22 protein-coding genes and 1 tRNA gene are annotated in these 18,006 nt (G+C 43.8%); 6 read left to right on the top strand and 17 right to left on the bottom strand.

Annotated elements, in window-relative coordinates; all coding sequences use genetic code 11:
• Nucleotides 1-40: 40 nt before the first annotated feature.
• Nucleotides 41-487 (bottom strand): DoxX family protein, encoded by a 447-nt coding sequence (locus OZ660_RS09620; RefSeq protein ID WP_159624632.1) that lies wholly within the window; start codon nt 485-487, stop codon nt 41-43.
• A 148-nt stretch (nt 488-635) separates the two neighbouring features.
• Between OZ660_RS09620 and OZ660_RS09615 the strand changes: the two genes are divergently transcribed.
• Nucleotides 636-1,541 carry a LysR family transcriptional regulator gene (locus tag OZ660_RS09615; protein ID WP_274743353.1) on the top strand — a complete coding sequence of 302 codons (906 nt, stop codon included), beginning with the start codon at nt 636-638 and terminating at the stop codon, nt 1,539-1,541.
• Between the two features lie 70 nt (nt 1,542-1,611).
• On the opposite strand, the gene OZ660_RS09610 is transcribed toward OZ660_RS09615, so the two are convergent.
• The 4 genes from OZ660_RS09610 to OZ660_RS09595 all read right to left on the bottom strand — a co-directional run bounded on the left by OZ660_RS09610 (nt 1,612) and on the right by OZ660_RS09595 (nt 5,029).
• A complete protein-coding gene (locus OZ660_RS09610; protein WP_274743352.1) occupies nt 1,612-3,078 on the bottom strand; it encodes a DUF3360 family protein in 1,467 nt (488 codons plus the stop codon).
• Between the two features lie 96 nt (nt 3,079-3,174).
• The gene (locus OZ660_RS09605) at nt 3,175-4,233 is read right to left on the bottom strand and encodes an alpha/beta hydrolase (RefSeq protein ID WP_274743351.1); all 1,059 of its coding nucleotides are present in this window, start codon (nt 4,231-4,233) and stop codon (nt 3,175-3,177) included.
• The gene (locus OZ660_RS09600) at nt 4,233-4,661 is read right to left on the bottom strand and encodes a hypothetical protein (RefSeq protein WP_274743350.1); all 429 of its coding nucleotides are present in this window, start codon (nt 4,659-4,661) and stop codon (nt 4,233-4,235) included. The genes OZ660_RS09605 and OZ660_RS09600 overlap by 1 nt, the downstream gene beginning before the upstream one ends.
• Nucleotides 4,662-4,937: 276 nt before the next feature.
• Nucleotides 4,938-5,029: transfer RNA gene (locus tag OZ660_RS09595), tRNA-Ser, on the bottom strand.
• Nucleotides 5,030-5,265: 236 nt separating this feature from the next.
• Between OZ660_RS09595 and OZ660_RS09590 the strand changes: the two genes are divergently transcribed.
• From OZ660_RS09590 to OZ660_RS09570, 5 genes are read left to right on the top strand one after another with little or no spacing between them, the layout of a single operon-like run.
• Nucleotides 5,266-5,931, top strand: a complete 666-nt coding sequence (locus OZ660_RS09590) for a Bax inhibitor-1/YccA family protein (protein ID WP_202265656.1) — start codon at nt 5,266-5,268, stop codon at nt 5,929-5,931.
• A gap of 55 nt (nt 5,932-5,986) precedes the next feature.
• Complete coding sequence (gene tusD / locus OZ660_RS09585) at nt 5,987-6,376, top strand: sulfurtransferase complex subunit TusD (RefSeq protein ID WP_274743349.1); 390 nt, start codon at nt 5,987-5,989, stop codon at nt 6,374-6,376.
• Nucleotides 6,376-6,744 carry a DsrE family protein gene (locus OZ660_RS09580; protein ID WP_274743348.1) on the top strand — a complete coding sequence of 123 codons (369 nt, stop codon included), beginning with the start codon at nt 6,376-6,378 and terminating at the stop codon, nt 6,742-6,744. The genes tusD and OZ660_RS09580 overlap by 1 nt, the downstream gene beginning before the upstream one ends.
• Nucleotides 6,744-7,043, top strand: a complete 300-nt coding sequence (locus OZ660_RS09575; protein WP_274743347.1) for a DsrH/TusB family sulfur metabolism protein — start codon at nt 6,744-6,746, stop codon at nt 7,041-7,043. Before OZ660_RS09580 ends, OZ660_RS09575 begins: the two co-directional genes overlap by 1 nt.
• The gene (locus OZ660_RS09570; protein WP_274743346.1) at nt 7,043-7,390 is read left to right on the top strand and encodes a TusE/DsrC/DsvC family sulfur relay protein; all 348 of its coding nucleotides are present in this window, start codon (nt 7,043-7,045) and stop codon (nt 7,388-7,390) included. The genes OZ660_RS09575 and OZ660_RS09570 overlap by 1 nt, the downstream gene beginning before the upstream one ends.
• 101 nt (nt 7,391-7,491) lie before the next feature.
• Here OZ660_RS09570 and OZ660_RS09565 read toward each other — a convergent pair whose 3' ends face one another.
• The 12 genes from OZ660_RS09565 to lrp form a co-directional block, all read right to left on the bottom strand.
• The gene (locus OZ660_RS09565) at nt 7,492-8,190 is read right to left on the bottom strand and encodes an SOS response-associated peptidase family protein (RefSeq protein WP_274743345.1); all 699 of its coding nucleotides are present in this window, start codon (nt 8,188-8,190) and stop codon (nt 7,492-7,494) included.
• A gap of 21 nt (nt 8,191-8,211) precedes the next feature.
• The gene (locus OZ660_RS09560) at nt 8,212-8,547 is read right to left on the bottom strand and encodes a ribonuclease E inhibitor RraB (protein WP_274743344.1); all 336 of its coding nucleotides are present in this window, start codon (nt 8,545-8,547) and stop codon (nt 8,212-8,214) included.
• A 202-nt stretch (nt 8,548-8,749) separates the two neighbouring features.
• On the bottom strand, nt 8,750-9,058 hold the full coding sequence (locus OZ660_RS09555) for a hypothetical protein (protein ID WP_274743343.1): 309 nt from the start codon (nt 9,056-9,058) through the stop codon (nt 8,750-8,752).
• A gap of 55 nt (nt 9,059-9,113) precedes the next feature.
• Nucleotides 9,114-9,308 (bottom strand): hypothetical protein, encoded by a 195-nt coding sequence (locus OZ660_RS09550; protein ID WP_274743342.1) that lies wholly within the window; start codon nt 9,306-9,308, stop codon nt 9,114-9,116.
• Nucleotides 9,309-9,390: 82 nt separating this feature from the next.
• On the bottom strand, nt 9,391-9,876 hold the full coding sequence (locus tag OZ660_RS09545) for a helix-turn-helix domain-containing protein (protein WP_274743341.1): 486 nt from the start codon (nt 9,874-9,876) through the stop codon (nt 9,391-9,393).
• 139 nt (nt 9,877-10,015) lie between these two features.
• Entirely contained in the window at nt 10,016-10,429 is a 414-nt protein-coding gene (locus OZ660_RS09540) for a DUF6559 family protein (protein WP_274743340.1), read from the bottom strand.
• Between the two features lie 204 nt (nt 10,430-10,633).
• Complete coding sequence (serS, locus tag OZ660_RS09535) at nt 10,634-11,929, bottom strand: serine--tRNA ligase (RefSeq protein WP_274743339.1); 1,296 nt, start codon at nt 11,927-11,929, stop codon at nt 10,634-10,636.
• Nucleotides 11,930-11,939: 10 nt separating this feature from the next.
• Nucleotides 11,940-12,323, bottom strand: coding sequence for a fluoride efflux transporter CrcB (gene crcB / locus OZ660_RS09530; RefSeq protein ID WP_202265634.1), 384 nt, complete (start codon nt 12,321-12,323; stop codon nt 11,940-11,942).
• Nucleotides 12,324-12,405: 82 nt separating this feature from the next.
• Nucleotides 12,406-13,713, bottom strand: coding sequence for a replication-associated recombination protein A (locus OZ660_RS09525; protein WP_274743338.1), 1,308 nt, complete (start codon nt 13,711-13,713; stop codon nt 12,406-12,408).
• A 12-nt stretch (nt 13,714-13,725) separates the two neighbouring features.
• Nucleotides 13,726-14,466 (bottom strand): outer membrane lipoprotein chaperone LolA, encoded by a 741-nt coding sequence (gene lolA / locus OZ660_RS09520; protein WP_274743337.1) that lies wholly within the window; start codon nt 14,464-14,466, stop codon nt 13,726-13,728.
• A gap of 15 nt (nt 14,467-14,481) precedes the next feature.
• Entirely contained in the window at nt 14,482-17,226 is a 2,745-nt protein-coding gene (locus OZ660_RS19870; protein WP_342455362.1) for a DNA translocase FtsK, read from the bottom strand.
• A gap of 234 nt (nt 17,227-17,460) precedes the next feature.
• Complete coding sequence (lrp, locus tag OZ660_RS09505; RefSeq protein ID WP_274743336.1) at nt 17,461-17,946, bottom strand: leucine-responsive transcriptional regulator Lrp; 486 nt, start codon at nt 17,944-17,946, stop codon at nt 17,461-17,463.
• Nucleotides 17,947-18,006 lie beyond the last annotated feature (60 nt).

Genomic DNA, 18,006 nt, shown 5'->3' with positions numbered 1-18,006 from the left:
GGTAGAGACAATCGTCCTACCGCTTAACACACTGATCTGTTTATTCAAATTTACTTGCTATAGCTTTATCGACAGAGAACTTTCCGCCGCCTTGTATAGCAAGGGCAACGGTAATGGCAAGCAACGACAACGCGAACTCATAACCGTTGTTACTCATGAATAAACCATTGCTAAAGTGAACACTGAAAATAGCGATTACCATAGTAAAAGCACTAACGATAGCGGCTGGTCGAGTGAGTAAACCTAAAATCAGCGCTATACCTCCGAAGAATTCCGCACTGCCCGCCAGCAAAGCCATCAAGAAGCCTGGCGCCAGACCAATGCTTTCCATCCATTGACCAGTACCTTCTAAACCGTAACCACCAAACCAAGCGAATAATTTTTGCGCGCCGTGCGCAGCTAAAATAATACCCGTAGGTACACGTAGTACAAGATTCGCTAGGCTGTCGTTAGTTGTAAATAGTTTATTTAGTAGTTGCTTGTTCATGATCGTTTCCTCAATATTTCGATTTCATTTCACGTGTTAGCGGGGATGGCTAACGGTATGGATATAGAATAGTTTCCAATATGATTTGAATAAAGACGTCAAATATTGAATGATTACCAACAAAGCGTTTGCAATTGGGTGAAATACAATGGACAGAATTGATCTTTTAAAAACATTTCTCGTTGTGGCGACTGAAGGTAGTTTTACGAGAGCTTCAATAAAACTTAATACCTCTAATCAGTTAGTCAGCAAATACATTGCCCAATTGGAGAAACAATTAGATGTAAGGCTATTTAACCGAACCACACGAAAAATTCACCTCACTGAAGCAGGGCAACAGTGCTTACAACACGCTAGGCACATAGTTGAAAGTATGGATGACATGCAGGGTCAGTTGGGCTTACTCAACACCCAAGCAAAAGGCATTTTGCACGTTAGTGCACCTGTGTCATTTTCCACACTTCATTTGTCATCTTGTTTAGGGGCGTTCCAACAGGCACATCCGCAGGTATCGGTAAACCTGCAATTAAACGATAGAAAGGTCGATGTAGTAGATGAAGGCTTTGACGTTGCGCTTAGAGCCGGACAACTAGCTAGCTCGTCGCTGGTGGCGATAAAAATAACGACAATAAAGTTAACTCTCTGCGCGTCACCGGCTTATTTGAAACAGTACGGTACACCTTCTCATCCATCTGAGCTTCACCCAGATCACTACCTTGAATACGCTTATGTTAATTACGACAACGACGACTCTGAATTAATACAAGCGCTCAAAGCTAATGCGCAAAAACGTACTCCACGCCTAACAGCAAATAATGGAGAGGTACTTACCGACGTTGCAAAACATGGGCTCGGTTACGTTTTACAACCAACCTTTATTGCATACAACGCCATAAAAAATGGGGAGCTTGTGCCAATATTAGAAGACTTCGTTCCACAATCTATTGCGCTTTATGCCGTTTACCCCCATAGAAAGTTGGTTTCCAATAAACTGCGTGTTTTTATCGACTTTTTAAAAGCGTATTTTGCAGACACGCCGTATTGGGACGAGTGATTATTCAATAGCACTGCGTTGAAAATCACTGTCCACAACACACTGTTAATAGTGTTAAATCAAGTAGCCACTACGTTCTAAATGTTTCCATAATGGCTGGAACCCCTGGAAACATGCCAATAAGGGCCATCACCATACAAAGTACAGCAAAGGTAACACCGGGTATTAGCCACCGACCTCGTTTACCTAGTTCTTCGGCTCGGTCTTTACATCCAACCAAACCTAAATTATCTAATAACATGGTAAATGACCAACCAAATACAGGGTTAACAAGTACCGACGAAATAACTACCAATGCCGCAGACTGGGTAGTTTTGCCCTCACGTGTCATCTGCATGCCAGCTTCCATAAGGGGGAGAAAAACCCCTACAATTAAAGCCACACACAGCACAGGTGGCCAAATCGCTAAATCCATTGGATATCCCCACAATGCGGCAATGATGCATAGTATACCTGTAACCAAAGCACCACCCGGAATTGGTCGACGAGCAATGGATGCAGGAATTATGTACGTCCCCCAAGACGAAGCAATGTTTCCCCCCCCGAGTAAACTTCCTACCGCCTGTCTACCAGACGCTGCGATCATGGTGTCATCAATGTCCATCAACGCTCTTTCACTCTTTTTAGGATAACTGAGTTTTTGAAAGACTTGGTGTCCTAGGAAATCGGGTGACCACATAGCAACGGCTAATACTGCAAAAGGAAGCACAGCGATAAAGTGTGAAAGACTAGGAAGCCCAAGTTGCCATCCACTTGACTCACCCCACCAATACGAAGGGTTTAAATGTGGCATGCCTGGCGCTGTAGTGAATTCAAAAGGTGCGCCTAATGCAAGCGCTAGCACTGCGGCCATGGCTGCACCTAAAGGAATGGCTAGCCATCGTTTTTGAATGTGCTCTAACCATGCATACATCAATATGGTGGCAATAAGCACAACAAAAGCAAGATATGCCAAATCGTAAGATTCGGCCCATGCAAATAACTTCTTAACCTGGCCGGTTATTCCAATAAACCCCAAATACAGCAGTAGACCGCCGCACACACCATTACTGGTTAGCTTAGCAAGCGCACTTCCACCTTTTGTAATGCCCAACAATAAACCAAAAACACCAATTAGAAGGCCAAGCGCCATTGGGTGACCGCCAGAAGCTACGATGATTGGTATAAGCGGTAGTAGAGGACCATGTGTACCAGCCAAATTGGCAGAGGGATTGAGGAAACCAGAGACAAAGATTACAAAAAGCACCGCAGCAATAAGCAGTTCAAATCTTACATTTTCAATTACAAAATCAGCGGACAAGCCTAGTGGCGCAGCAAAGGCCCCTACTACAGCGGCAACCATAACAATTTTACCAATGGTAGCGGCAACACCCGGTACGAGATCTTCCCACTCAATACCGTAGTCTATAAAGGGTAAGTTAGGACGCCACCGCTTCGGTGATAATACTTGCAGTTCATGATTGAGGTAGTCTTCTCGATTTTTGAAGTTTGAACTGCCTTTGTGAAGAGATTGATAGCTGGGTTGTTCGTTTGACACTTAACACCTTCGTACTGCGCGAAAAAAACGCAAAGCCTAAAGGTGTCGGCTACAGGTCACAATGCGACTCTGGTCGTATACTTTAGTATAACACCATCAATCGATCTCACAGTTTTGCTGCCCTTCGATGGAAATTGAGCCAACTATCTCGGTATCGTCCAGATCAACTTTTGTATTTGTCATATCACTTATAAAATCTGTCAATAATGCTTCGTTAATCATAGCCATCATCTGAATATGGCTCAGCGACGAGTACTGCCTTACAACAATATCGCTTTTTTTCTTGAGCAATTCCGGTAGCTCTATGTTACTGCCTACAATCTCATCTTTTAATGACATGTAAATCCGTGTTTTGTGTGCTCTTGTAAGCGCCAGATTTTGGGAAACGTTAACGTCAAAAGGCACTATATTTGCGCTTTCAAATAGAATGTCTGTGGCACTGATTATATCTTCGCTGTCTATCAGCCAAGAAAAGGCGTTGCCATCTTTATGTTTATTAAACATTGCTAACGCTGAGTCAGTAAAGCTGACCATTGGTGCAATTAGATAAAGGTTTACGTTATCCAGTTTTTTGGCAAGTGTACTTGCTGCAACAGCCCCCATTGAATAACCAACTAAGTGTACCTTTGTGGCAGGGTGCTGATGTATGAAATGCTCTATCGGTTCAACGCTCCCTAAACCGAATGTGAAATTTTCTCCATGCTCGGGTTTGGGTGCTACAACAACTGATGCGCCGGTGATGTGTGCTAACCAGCGTTGCAGTAAAACAACGAACTGTGGCTCCATCATATATCCTGGAAAAATGATGATAAGCTCATTTTGTAAAACTTGCGTCGCAATTGGCTCTTTAGTGCCTGCATATGTCCATTTAGTGGTTGAATTTCCACCAATAAGCGTCAAGTCTATGCTAAACCCTTCGTCATTAGCGTGGTTTTTAGAATGGCGTAAGGCATATAGCTCAATACAATTGTGCGGTTCACTACATGCTAGGTTCGTCTCAACAATTTGACTCAAGTCAGCTTCAATTTCATTCGCTTCAGGGTTTGCAATTCGATGGGCAATATACGACGCGCAACCGCTAAGTGCAGCGAGAGCTATAGCCAATGCTCCAACACGAACGACTGAGAGTAAAAAGGTTTGACTCGTCCGATTCATCAACTACCCGCCCTATCATGAAGACGAGCAATAGTAGTAAACGTTTCAAGCGACTTTTTCACATGGCTTTTAGAAACGGGCGTAATGCCGGCTAGCCAGCAATTGTTTTCGTGCGCGATATCAAGCTTTAGCGCAATCTGCATAACCAATGTCGTTAAAGTATGTGCAAATTGGGCAACGCCTAGTTGTTTTATTTGATTACTAAAGGAAGGTACTTCTTGAGTCACCTTTGATGACATGATTTCTGTCATAATCTTTTCATGAATACACGCCGCTAACTGTCTATGCGTGATGGGGGTGTTTAAGGGATATGTGCACGCCAGAAGGGCTTTATCGTTTTGACTCACTGATGTGTCTAAAGGCACCCAGAAACCAAAGGCGCGTTGAGTTGAATTGGCGCTATTTACAATATTCGTGTCGTCTTGCATTGTGTCTTCCTTGAACCTAACGCAAACGAAACCGTATTATAAAAGTCTTTAAAGTTCAAATACTAAAAAGCAAAAAAACCGCAACAGTGTGCGGGTTTTTAGGATATGGCGGAGGGATGTGCTCGGGTACATCCTGTACCCGCCCCTTCGGGCGCCTTCGGCGGCACCAATCGTTCCCGACGATTGGTCGAACCCATGGGATTCTTATCAAGTCCGCATTTTCCTTCAAACAAAACAAAAACGCCCCACATTGCTGTGAGGCGTTTTTGATTAATATGGCGGAGAGTGAGGGATTCGAACCCCCGGTGGGTTTGACCCCACGTCTGATTTCAAGTCAGGTGCATTAAACCGGGCTCTGCCAACTCTCCTGAAGTGCTGCGTATCTTAATGATATTTTTATGACTGTAAAGTGAAAAATGAAAAAAGTTGTTTAAGTGCTGACATTTCAATCAAATACATCAAAACTTACACATTTAAGCTGGTTTTATCGTCATCTAACATCAATTTCATATGAAACCACTTGAAAATGGGAACTAAAAGCCATACAACATACACTAAATAATTGTGTACCATTTCGGTCATATAAGTCCTATTGGAGGAAACAATGGATCAACGTTCGATGTATTCAAGTGCATCTCAACCATCGGTATTGCAAACGAACAAGGTTCTACGCAATACCTATATGCTGCTTGCGATGACACTAGCGTTTAGTGCGGTTTGTGCTGGTATAGCAATGGCGGTAGGCATTTCTCCTATGATGTCCCTTGTTATGACTATTGGCGCATTCATTACGCTTTTCGTAGTGCAGAAGAAAGCAGATTCTGCATCTGGTATTTACTGGGTATTCGCCTTTACTGGCTTAATGGGCGCTTCTCTTGGCTATACACTGCAATATTATCTTGCTTTCGCTGGTCCAGGACTAATTATGGAAGCCCTAGGTGCAACAGCGTTGGTATTCTTTGCATTATCAGGCTATGCATTAACCACTAAGAAAGACTTTTCGTTTATGGGCGGCTTCTTGGTTGTTGGACTAGTTGTCGTATTGGTAGCAGCAATTGCAAACATCTTCTTTGCAGTGCCGGCTGTTAGTCTAGCGATTAGCGCTGCTATCGTGTTTATTATGTCTGGATTCATTCTATTTGACACCAGCCGTATCATCCACGGTGGTGAAACTAACTATATTCGTGCGACAGTTGGGTTATACTTAAATATCTACAACTTGTTCACGTCAATCCTTCACCTACTAGGTGCTTTTGGTGGCGACGATTAATTGCACGTTTAAGGTTTAATAATAAACACCCCTTAATCGGGGTGTTTTTGTTTGTATGGCAGAATACTCAGTACTTATTACTACATCACCGTTTCATGGCGATAGCGCTATGCGCGCCCTCGCCTTCATAGAAGGTGCAATTGCCAATGGTGATACCATTAACAACATTTTCTTTTATGGCGATGGTGTGTATCACACCAATAACCTTATGTTACAAACTGGCGACTCACATTTCGCACATGGCGATTGGAAACAGCTCGCCACCACCCATGATATTCAATTACTGGTTTGCATAACGGCCGCAGTTAAACGAGGCATCGTCAGCCAACAAGAAGCACAAGAAAATGGCATTGGCTTTGCCAATTTACACGCGCCGTTTGAACAGGCCGGTCTTGGCGAGTTTTTTACCGCCCTTCACGAATGTAACCGACTGGTACAGTTTTAATGGCTACGTTACTTATACGCTTCACACAAAGCCCCTACGGCAGCACAACAAGCCAAGATGGATTAGACTTCGCGCTAGCCGCAACTAACTATGGCCATGACTTAAAGGTGCTTTTTGAAAATAACGCTGTACTTCAGTTAACTAAAGCCGATTCAATAAAAGGGTTAAAAAATCATAGCAAGCGCTTAGCGTCTATGCCTTTTTTTGATATTGAAGATTGTTATGTGTGTAAGGACAGTGCTACTGCACTTAATATTGATCACACGCTAAATAATGTCGCATTGTTTGAAGAACTCGACTGTCAGTGGATTTCAGCCGATGCCAAGCTAGCGCTAATCAACAGTGTTGACCATGTGGTGACGTTTTAATGCTTATTTTGATTACTCATCCTCACCTTTCTTTAGCAGACAAGTCACTTTTGAGCGCCACAATTAAACAGTCTACGTTTGTGGCTGTAGTGTGTACTGGCGACGGTGTTTACGCCCCCATGTTAAACCATGCTCTTTTTGAAGCGCTATTGACCTCTACCACTGGCAATATTGAATTGTGTGCGCTCAAAGATGACATGGCAACGCGTGGCGCTAATTTAGTTCAAGGTATAAAACCAATTTCAAATCAAGATTTCGCTGTACTTTCGTCAGCACATCAACAATGGGTAACACTGTAATGACGCAAGAAACTTTTAGCTTTTCTTACAATGGCAAAGATATCGCAACTGACAAAGCGGGTTACCTATTGGACTACAAACAGTGGGACGAAGGAATGGTTGAAGTATTAGCCCAAGAAGAGAGTATTGAGCTTACTGAAGCCCATTGGGAAGTTGTACGGTTTGTACGTGCGTTTTACGAAGAGTATGAAACGAGCCCAGCTATTCGGGCATTAGTTAAAGCAATGGCTAACAAATTTGGTCCTGAAAAAGGTAACAGCCGCTATTTACAAAGACTGTTCAAACGCGGTCCTGCCAAACAAGCCACTAAGCTTGCTGGACTTCCGAAGCCAGCTAAGTGTTTGTAGCTAAACAATATTTTCACTAAGGAAAATTTTGTTAGTAAACATAAGAGCAAGTTACGCATAACCATTTGGTTACGAATAACCTTTGTTCGCATCTAGAATGCTTATGACGCACTTAATGGAATAGACTCACCTAATGGCTCAGCGCCTTTAAAGGTTTTAACGCTTGTCACTTTAAGGTCAGTATAAATTTTCGGGGTTACAAGAAGCTGCTCTACCTCATAGTTTGCATCCCCATGAAGCCATGCTTCTATTACGCTTTTATTGTGTGGTAGAAAGCACGGAATAGACTTCTCGTGAAACTGGCTAAACCCTTCTACAGGCGGGCGCGTGATTACGGCACATGAATACAAACCATTACTGAAAATACGATATACTGCGCCAAGCAAAAACGCGCCGTTTTTAGGTTCTATCAAATAGTGGGATTTACCTTTTCCCGTAGAACTAGGGTTAGATTCACCAATAGCGGTCGCTACCACAACGCCTCTACGATGCGTTATTGCCTTTTTCCAAAATGGGCTATCGATATTCCTAGCGTTAAACGTAGTCCGTTCACCTAATTCTAATTCCTGCCCTTGAGGCTTTGCGTCAAACCACCATGTAGCGTCTATGGTCTTTGATGGGCTTACAATAAGGTTGGTAATACGTTTGCTTGCGATTTTCCCAAAGGCCGGATAGAAGTTGATGACGTTGCCGTCTGTCTTTTCATTCTCAAAAAACGGAATAGTTTGCTGTAACCCTACTTCTTCCAGTAACGCAATAACGGCCGGAGAGTCTGTAACACGCTGAATAAACCCACACATATTGCCCCCATACGTTCAAAGCTAAGCCTTTAGTACCACTCGCCAGTTATTAATGAATGCGTGATGTCTTGACGCTAAATCGTTGATCCAGAAAGTGGTGATATCCATATTTTTTTCAGAAAGATAACTGCCTACTCTAAGCCTACAAGAACGCGTTTCTTGACCATCTGTTTGTTTTATTTTTGTATACGTGCTTGGCGCTGATTTCAAAAGGTCGGACGTCAATGCAGAAAGCGTATGCTCATCATCAAAATGCATATCGTATTCAATAGTGTGAAAAGCGCTTACATCGACACCAGTATTTGCCAGAAGAGATACTTTTGATAGAACATCTTCTGTATTCAACACGTTGCGCATAAACCTGTGTGCACCTAAATTGATTGTTCGGACTTTGTATGGACTGATTAAAACACACTTTGCATAAAGACATAATAAGAATTATATGTCAGAAGTATGACGTACTGAGAATTTACAACCCGACGTCAAAAGTGAAACCGACGGGTAAGCGAAGTATCGCACTCGGGTTACTTCGCTATCCTTATGGTCGTGTTTATAAATACTAGTCGCAACGGTAAGACTCGAGTTCAGTCTTTTTCACAATGCGGCAAATGGTAAAAGTTGATTTTGGTTTCAGATCCATAGTGCTGCCTTTAGTACCGTCAAACACGTATGCATAGTTTTGACTATCATAAATAGCAACTTCCCACTTCTTTCCTTTGGGCCTTGTTAAAAAAGACACACTATTGGGCATACCAATTTTATCTCTTAATTCTATAAATGAATCACCAATTTTGGGATAACTATCAGATGCTAGGGTAAAGGGAAGATAAAAGATGCCTATTAGTGCGAGGTATCGTGCTTTTTTCATAAATAACATTCCTTGTTTAACTGCACACAGACTTTAACGCTTCAATATTTGGGTGTCAAAGCACAGGCTTCGCCATCAACCATTTTGTCGTAAAGCCCGCGCTGGTAAAGAGCGCCACTACTCCACACAACCATGGTAAGGCTCCTTCCCAACCGCTCCATTTCATTTGAGCAAACCCGAATACGAAAATATACGCGACCAGTGCCCATACCAATACTACACTAATTAAATTTCCTATTTGTGATGTCATGAAAATCCTTTACAAGTTGTTTCCTATAGACGCTACGCTAATTACAAGCCCGTAGCGCCTGAACTGTTGTTACACAACACAGCTATGCTTGCGAACGCGAGGCACCGATTAGTTTTTTTTTGCTCGTGTGCTCCCATGATACATTGAATACTAACAACAAAAAGCCAGCAAAAAAGCTCAACCCGCCAAAGTATAAATAGCGAAAGTTTCCGTGTAATTCATACTGTTGGTCAAAGTTAGCCCCTTTTAATGTGGGGATAAGAATATCAACAATCCATAGTCCAAAAAACACACTGGATAGCGCAAAAGCAACCAACCAAGCGTATTTGATAATAAAGCCTAAACTCATGTTTTCAAATGTACTAACGGTTTGTAATTCAAGGGGCGTAACGCCAAACACAGAAGATAGTGCTTTTGTCGTTTCAAGTGAGGCGACCCCACTTTTTTCAACTCGCTGTATAGTTCTAACGCTCAGGCCACTAGCTGATGCCAGCTCCTCCTGACTCCAGCAATTACTCGTTCTCAACGTTAAAATTTTTTTCGTGTTAAGTTTCACTTCGTTACTCATTTTATAAACCCACTTATTGTAAAAAGTGAGGTAATTTTAACTAATACTTCGAGCAGCCCCCTGACATTAACTCGACACGCCCATGCCATTGTCATGACATTAACACGACAGTAACGTGACGATACCGAAAATATGAGATTTATTCTCCACCACCACCGCCGCCATCAGAAAAACTACCGCCATCACTACTGCCCATTGAAAACCCACCACTGTCATTTGCAGCCATAGATTCAAGTGATGTAAAGCTAAAATCGTTTGTGTTGTTAAAACACACAAGCGCAATTTCTTCGCGTAGCGACGCGTAATCACACGACGTATTTAATTCGTTTTGAATGTCAGAAAATGCTAAGGGGCTGCAAAACATTGCATAAGCATAAAGAAATTCATTGGACGACATTGATGAGTTGCGATATTTACTAAACCTGTCCTTAAGCGCACGATCTACTTGTCCTTTTGTGTAGCACTCGTTTTTACCAAACAATGCCACAAGCGTTTTCGGTAGCTTTCTAGCAAATTTTTTGATCTTCCGTTTTCGTTTGAAATTCTCGAACATTTTTAATCCCTTCTAAGGTAACTATTCAATCTATTTTACCGCGCAATAAAACCAGCATTGCACTATAGAAGCGACTAATCAACAAACAAAATTCTAACGCGCGTAACGCATATAACGATGTAAACAAAAAAAGGCCCAGCGGTGGTAGCCGCTGAGCCTTTAACATCTAGCATCAAATTGCAACTTGACGCAACAGTAACAAAGTTACTGCGCTTTGATAACCTCTTGGCCATTCATGTATGGCACAAGCGTTTTAGGTACAGTCACACTGCCGTCTGCTTGTTGGTTGTTTTCCAGTATCGCAACTAATGTACGACCAACCGCAAGACCAGAGCCGTTAAGTGTATGCAGCAATTCTGGTTTGTTTGTCTCTGGGTTACGGAAACGCGCTTGCATACGACGAGCCTGGAAATCCAACATGTTTGAACATGATGAAATTTCACGATAGGTATCTTGGGCAGGCAACCACACTTCTAAGTCGTATGTTTTACACGCGCCAAATCCCATATCACCAGTACATAACAACACTTTGCGGTAAGGCAATTCAAGTTTCTGAAGAATAACTTCTGCATGGCCTGTTAGTGCTTCAAGGGCATCAAAACTGTCTTCAGGCTTAACCAACTGTACCAATTCAACCTTGTCAAACTGGTGTTGACGAATAAGTCCACGAGTATCTCGACCATATGAACCTGCTTCAGAACGGAAGCACGGTGTGTGCGCCGTCATTTTCACAGGCAATGATTTGGCATCAAGAATTTCGTCACGCGCGATATTTGTAAGTGGCACTTCAGCGGTCGGGATAAGGCTTAGGCCTTGACCTTCTTCTGTTGCGGGTTTTGTGTGAAACAGATCTTCACCAAATTTTGGCAACTGGCCTGTACCGTAAAGGCTATCGGCATTAACCAAGTAAGGCACATACATTTCTTGATAACCGTGCTCTTGGGTGTGCGTGTCTAACATAAACTGCGCAATAGCGCGGTTTAAACGCGCGATATCGCCACGCATAACCACAAAGCGACTACCCGTTAACTTGCTAGCAGTGGCAAAATCCAAACCATTGTTAAGGCCTTCCGCTATATCAACATGGTCTTTAACTTCAAAATCGAATGTACGAGGCTCACCCCAACGCGAAATTTCAACATTGTCGTCCTCGTCCTTACCTTCTGGTACAGACTCGTCGGGCAAGTTCGGAATGCCTTGCGTAAACGTGTTAATTTCTTCTAGTAACGCGTTAAGCTCTGTCTTTGCCGCATCCAACTCATCGCCAAGCTTACCCACCTCAGCAAGTAGAGGCGCAATATCTTCACCTTGCGCTTTTGCTTTACCAATGGATTTACTTCGTACATTGCGTTCGTTTTGCAGATCCTGTGTTCTGGACTGAAGTGTTTTTCTTTTTTCTTCAAGCGAACTGAAAGCTGCTACATCGAGGTCAAAACCACGGGCAGCCAATCGCTTGGCTGTTTGTTCTATATCGCTTCGCAAACACTTTGGATCTAACATGTGTTTCTAATTATCCTTTCATTAATTCAATTGCTAGCCACCCTGCTAACAAGCAGGCGCCAACGTTAAGAAATACATTTGCTATCGCTCTTTGCCATAGCCCATTTTCTAGTAAAGTTAACGTTTCTACAGAGAACGTTGAGAATGTGGTAAACGCGCCAAGTAATCCAACACCAATTAACGCTCTATAAGGCGAATCGGCCAAATCATGACGCTCTATAAAGCCGTACAAAATCGCCAAAGCGAACGACCCTACAACATTCACGGTTAGTGTACCAAACGGCAGGTGTTTTCCAAATAAGGAATCTACCGTAGTTGTAACAAAATACCGCAAACAAGCGCCTGTTGCGCCGCCTGCGGCAATAAAACAGTACAACGCTATCCCTTGAGGCACGATGTCACTCCCAATCTTCTCAAATTTTGTTTATTTATTAGGCACTAAAGTGCACGAGCGTGCAATGCCTTTTGACAACACTTTACCGCTTATTCCTACTTTGTGCATTAAGTGAATCAAGATAGTCACGTTTTGCTTTTAGTGCTTTTTCTAAACCGCGCTCGTTGGGGGTGTAAAAGCGCTGTGGACCGATAGATTCAGGAAAGTAGGTTTCACCTGCAGCAAACGCATTCGGCTCATTGTGTGCATAGCGATAACCATCGCCATGGCCTAGCTCTTTCATCAATTTCGTAGGCGCATTTCTTAAATGCATAGGAACTGGGGCATCTGACGTTTTTCTCGCCAGTGCTTTAGCATCATTAAACGCCATGTAAACGGCGTTGCTTTTTGCTGCAAGTGCACAGTATACCGCAGCCTGTGCAATAGCTCGCTCCCCCTCAGCAGGTCCAACGCGGTGAAACGTGTCCCAGGCATTGATGCACAGTTGCATAGCGCGAGGGTCAGCATTACCAATGTCTTCTGACGCAATAGCAAGAAGTCGCCTTCCAACATATAACGCATCACCGCCACCGTCGAGGATCCTAGCGTACCAGTAAAGCGCTGCATCAGGGTCAGAACCGCGCACTGACTTATGAAAAGCTGAGATCAAATCGTAGAAGGTGTCGCCCTTATTATCGTAGCTTGCCACCTTTTGACCAACGGCCTGCTCAATATCACCGATTGATATACTTGCGCCATTAGTAAAATCAGCAGAAAGCTCCAAATAGGTCAATAAGCGCCTTGCGTCACCACCACTTAGCTCAATTAGCGCTGCTTTTGCATTCTCTTCAATGCTCAGGCCTCGCTGTCCTAGCCCTTTGTTTTCATCTTTTAAAGCCCGTTCTACTAATGTGTCCAGAGCTTCTTGTTCAAGGGGCTTGAGCACATACACCCTCACACGCGATAACAATGCGTTATTAAGTTCAAAAGACGGGTTTTCAGTAGTAGCACCAATGAAAGTCACTACCCCCGACTCCACAAACGGCAAAAACGCATCTTGCTGGCTCTTATTGAACCTGTGTACTTCGTCAACGAACAATAGTGTGCGTTGATTGTACCTCGCATTTTCTTCAGCAGTGTCCATCGCCGCTCGAATGTCTTTCACACCTGAGGTCACTGCCGAAATACGCAAGACTGATGCGTTTGTGTATTGTGCAATCAGTTCAGCAAGCGTAGTTTTACCGGTACCCGGAGGCCCCCATAAAATCATTGAGTGACAATGACCCGCTTCAAGCATCTTCCGCAAAGGCTTGTCGTTGCCCAAAAGGTGAGCTTGGCCGCTGTATTCTTCGATTGAGGTAGGTCGCATTCGCGCTGCAAGCGGCGCAAATGCCTGATTAGCTTGATTCATTAGCGAAGAGAACTACCGTTGATCATCCACAATATAACTGTCGGGTATGTCTACTGAGAACGTGTCTGCAGCTAGTGGAAAACGCGTTTCAATATTATTGAAAACTAACGTACTAATTTGCTGTTGGGCGTCCAACATATTAAGCGCAGCCAGTTTGTTGTCTTGGTTAAAAGTAAGCGTCAGTGTTTCAATCTGCCCGCCTACTTCTTTAGGCGTTATTTGATAGCTACTTAGCATCTGGGCAGCCGCTTCGCCCTCAACACTAGATGTATCAACTTTGTGAATTGTAAACTTATTCCACGTTTCAGCATCACTGGCTGTTAAGAGCACGATAGGATTATCTTTAACTGCTTGATCTTGTGAAATAACCGTAACTTGCTCGACAAATGAATCGACATTCCATACTGCACTGCCATCAGCTATCAATAGAGTTTCGTCAGGAAATGTGGTTTCCCAACGCAGTTTATTAGGGCGAGTCATAGTCAGCACGCCTTGCGCCTCATGAACAATGTTCTGCTCAGCATCAACAACGGTTTGTTCAAAACCTGCGCGGAATTGTTTCATGTCCCGTAATAGTACTTGCAAGCTGTCACCGTCTGGACTGCTACTTGTAGCTACCGCACTAACCTGTTCTTCAACATCGCTTGAAGGAGTAATTGAATGTTCATCGCTAATCTCGTAAGCGCTATACGCGGTATTCGAGCACGCTAATGCCAAAGCACTTACAAAATACACTGATACGGCTTGTTTCATCGTTCTACTCCGTGTCTACTCTTTGTGGACTGGTGGCGCGAGTACCTCGCGATTACCGTTATGTCCCTGTGCACTTACGACCCCACTCATCTCCATTTGTTCCACTAAGCGCGCTGCTCTGTTGTAACCAATTCTAAATTTACGCTGTACGCTACTGACGCTAGCGCGTCTTGTTTCAGTCACAAAAGCCACGGCTTCATCATAAAACGCATCGAACTCTTGATCTTCACCTTCAGGTTGCTCACCCGGCAATAGCACCTCTGCAGAGGCTTCGCCGTTTAGAATCTCATCGATGTACTCTGGCTCTCCACGCTTTTGCCAATCGGCTACTACGGCATGTACTTCATGATCGTCAACAAACGCGCCATGTACACGCGTAGGTACTGGGCTTCCAGGTGGTAGATAAAGCATATCTCCCATTCCTAGTAGGGTCTCTGCGCCTTGCTGATCTAATATAGTTCGAGAGTCTATTTTACTTGAAACCTGAAACGCGATACGAGTTGGAATGTTTGCTTTAATTAAGCCCGTGATGACGTCAACAGACGGTCTTTGTGTTGCAAGAATTAAGTGAATCCCAGCTGCACGCGCTTTTTGAGCGATACGCGCAATAAGTTCTTCTACTTTTTTACCCACAATCATCATCATGTCGGCAAACTCATCAACCACAACGACAATCGCTGGAAGTTTCTCTAAGTCGGGCGCTTCTGCGTCCATACTTTCTTCACTCTTCCATAGCGGATCTTTTATTGGCGTGCCGTTGGCAATGGCTTCGGTCACTTTGGCGTTGTAGCCTTTCAGATTTCGCACGCCAAGCGCACTCATCAAACGGTAGCGTCGTTCCATTTCTCCGACACACCAACGAAGCGCATTAGCCGCTTCTTTCATATCCGTCACAACTTCGGCCAACAAATGCGGAATACCTTCATATACAGAAAGCTCAAGCATTTTAGGGTCAATCATGATCATGCGAACGTCTTCTGGCGTGCTCTTATAAAGCAAACTCAGGATCATCACGTTCACGCCCACTGATTTACCAGACCCCGTAGTACCTGCAACTAACAGGTGTGGCATTTTCGCTAAATCAACTACTACTGGTTTACCGGAGATATCAGCGCCTAGGACCATCGTTAGTGGTGACTTATTAGATTGGAATGTGTCACAGCTAATGACTTCGCTTAAGCGCACCATTTCTCGTTTCTTGTTTGGAAGTTCAAGCCCAATGACCGACTTACCGGGAATGACCTCTACAACGCGAACGGATATCGCCGACATGGCGCGCGCCAAATCCTTCGACAGCCCTGTTATTTTGCTCACTTTAACACCCGGTGCTAGGTCAAGCTCAAAACGTGTAATCACTGGACCTGGGAATACGCCCACAACGGTAGCTTCAATGTTAAAATCAGCGAGCTTTTCTTCTACTAGTCGTGAGATACCTTCAATTTCTTCAGGCGTTAACGGGTTTTCGTGTTTATCAGCGCGCTCTAGAAGGTCAAATGAAGGCATTGGCGGTAAATCAGGATCGATCTCCCCTGCCCTCGCTTTAACCGGTTTTGCACCGAGCGCCGCGGGCGCAAAATTCTGTTCGACAGGCGTGGTTGGCGCAACGTGCTGCTCGGTGGGCTTAATGTCTTTTTCCACATAATTAGCATCGTCATGATGCTGGGCAGGTTGCGTTGAAACTTCGGGTTTTGTGCCAGTTTCATACGGCATATCTTCATCAAATTCTGCCAAGTCGTCAAAATTGATATGAGGGCTTTGCTGCGCGTTTACATCTTTTTCCGCCTCATTCGCTTGGACTGGCTCATGAGTTTTACCAAGACCGACCTTGTCTTTGATGCCGCCTGTTACCGCTTCACGCATACTCGCAAACGAAAAGCTCGCTTTCTTTGGTGCATCACCTTCGTTGAGATCATCAGCCTCATTACTTGTCGATGAAGACGCATTTGTTTCATCATCAAATGCATAGAACGGTGGTTCTTCAATAGCGCTTTCAACTGAAAATGTAGGCTCACTTCGAACAGCGTTGCGTTCTGTCTTTTTAGGTTGCTGCTGCGCTTCGCTCACATCTTCTACTGGCGGCTCGGCGCGCATTGACGTTATATCAAGTTCGCTAGGCGAATGTTGCTCTTCATTCTTGTTCGCCAATGCTAACTTTGGCATCTCAAGCGCAAGTAAGCTCTGTGGGGCGCTAATGAGTTTCTTCAATAACCAAAGTGTTCCTTCTCCTACCTTGTCTACTATTGTTAACCAACTGACCCCGGTTAACAGCGTAAACCCAGTGCAAAAGAAACACAGAAGGAGCAAAATAGTGCCGGCCGTGTTGAAATACGGGACCAATGCAGAGCTAATTACGTCACCAACAAAACCGCCTGCTGAAAAATTAAATACATCGTTAAAATTAATGCTCGCGATACCTGTTGTGCCTAGCGCCATCAACAAGCCGCCGACAATACGAAGGCCAATAGTTAAATAATCAAATTCGTCCAACTCTTTGATGTGTTGAAACAAGAACCAGCCTAGAAAGGCTGCGCCGAATGGCAATAAATACGCAAGATAGCCAAATGTGAACAATAGTAAATCAGCTATCCAAGCTCCCGTTGCACCAACCCAATTGTGGACATCGAGTTGTAATCCTGCCTGACTCCAGCCTGGATCGCCTGGATGAAAAGATGCAAGTGCCAGCAATAAGAAAAAAGCGAAAACACAGGCTATTATCATGCCTGCTTCCCACACTCGCTGAACTCCTGTTAATCGCGCCATAACCCTAAAAACCTTCAATTAACGGGGTACTTGTCAATTTGGTAACCAGACAAGTAACCTAAACACAGTGACAAAAGGCTTAGCGAACCTTCTGTGTTCCTTACTTATTATTATCGTATTGCTCTTTTATTAAGCTTTAATGTGTCTTGTATCCAGCCTTATCCTTAGGAGAAATACAAACACTGTATTTTTGCACAGCCTACCACAAAACGTAATAGTTCAGCCATGCTTTCGTTACTTCAAGTTAATACGCAAAGACGACGTACTCTTAACTTCTTCCATTACAACATAGGTTCTAGATTCGCTCACTCCCGGTAAGCGCAACAAGGTGTCACCTAGCAACTTGCGATAGCTACCCATGTCAGCAACACGTGCTTTCAATAAAAAGTCGAAATCGCCAGACACAAGATGACATTCTTGGATGTCGTCGTGTAACTTAACCGCAGCAGAAAATTCTGCAAAGATATCGACAGATGTTTTCGTCAGCGTAATTTCAACAAAAACCAGCATTGCAGCACCAAGCTTTTCCGGGTCAACCACAGCATGATAGCCCTTAATATAGCCTTGGCTTTCCAATCGCTTAACCCTTTCAAGACAAGGACTAGCACTCAATCCTACTTCTTTTGCCAGTTCTACGTTTGAAATGCGGCCGTTTTTTTGTAGTTGAACCAAGATATTTCTGTCTATTCGGTCAAGGTGTTTTGGCGTTTTCACCAACATATTAAATTTCCTAAAATAGCACTTACACCAAATTATATTCCAATAAGTGACATTCTTCAG

Origin of the sequence: Alteromonas sp. 009811495 (assembly GCF_028865455.1) — a bacterium.
Classification (GTDB): Bacteria; Pseudomonadota; Gammaproteobacteria; order Enterobacterales; family Alteromonadaceae; genus Alteromonas.
This window is presented reverse-complemented; position numbering and strand designations above follow the sequence as displayed.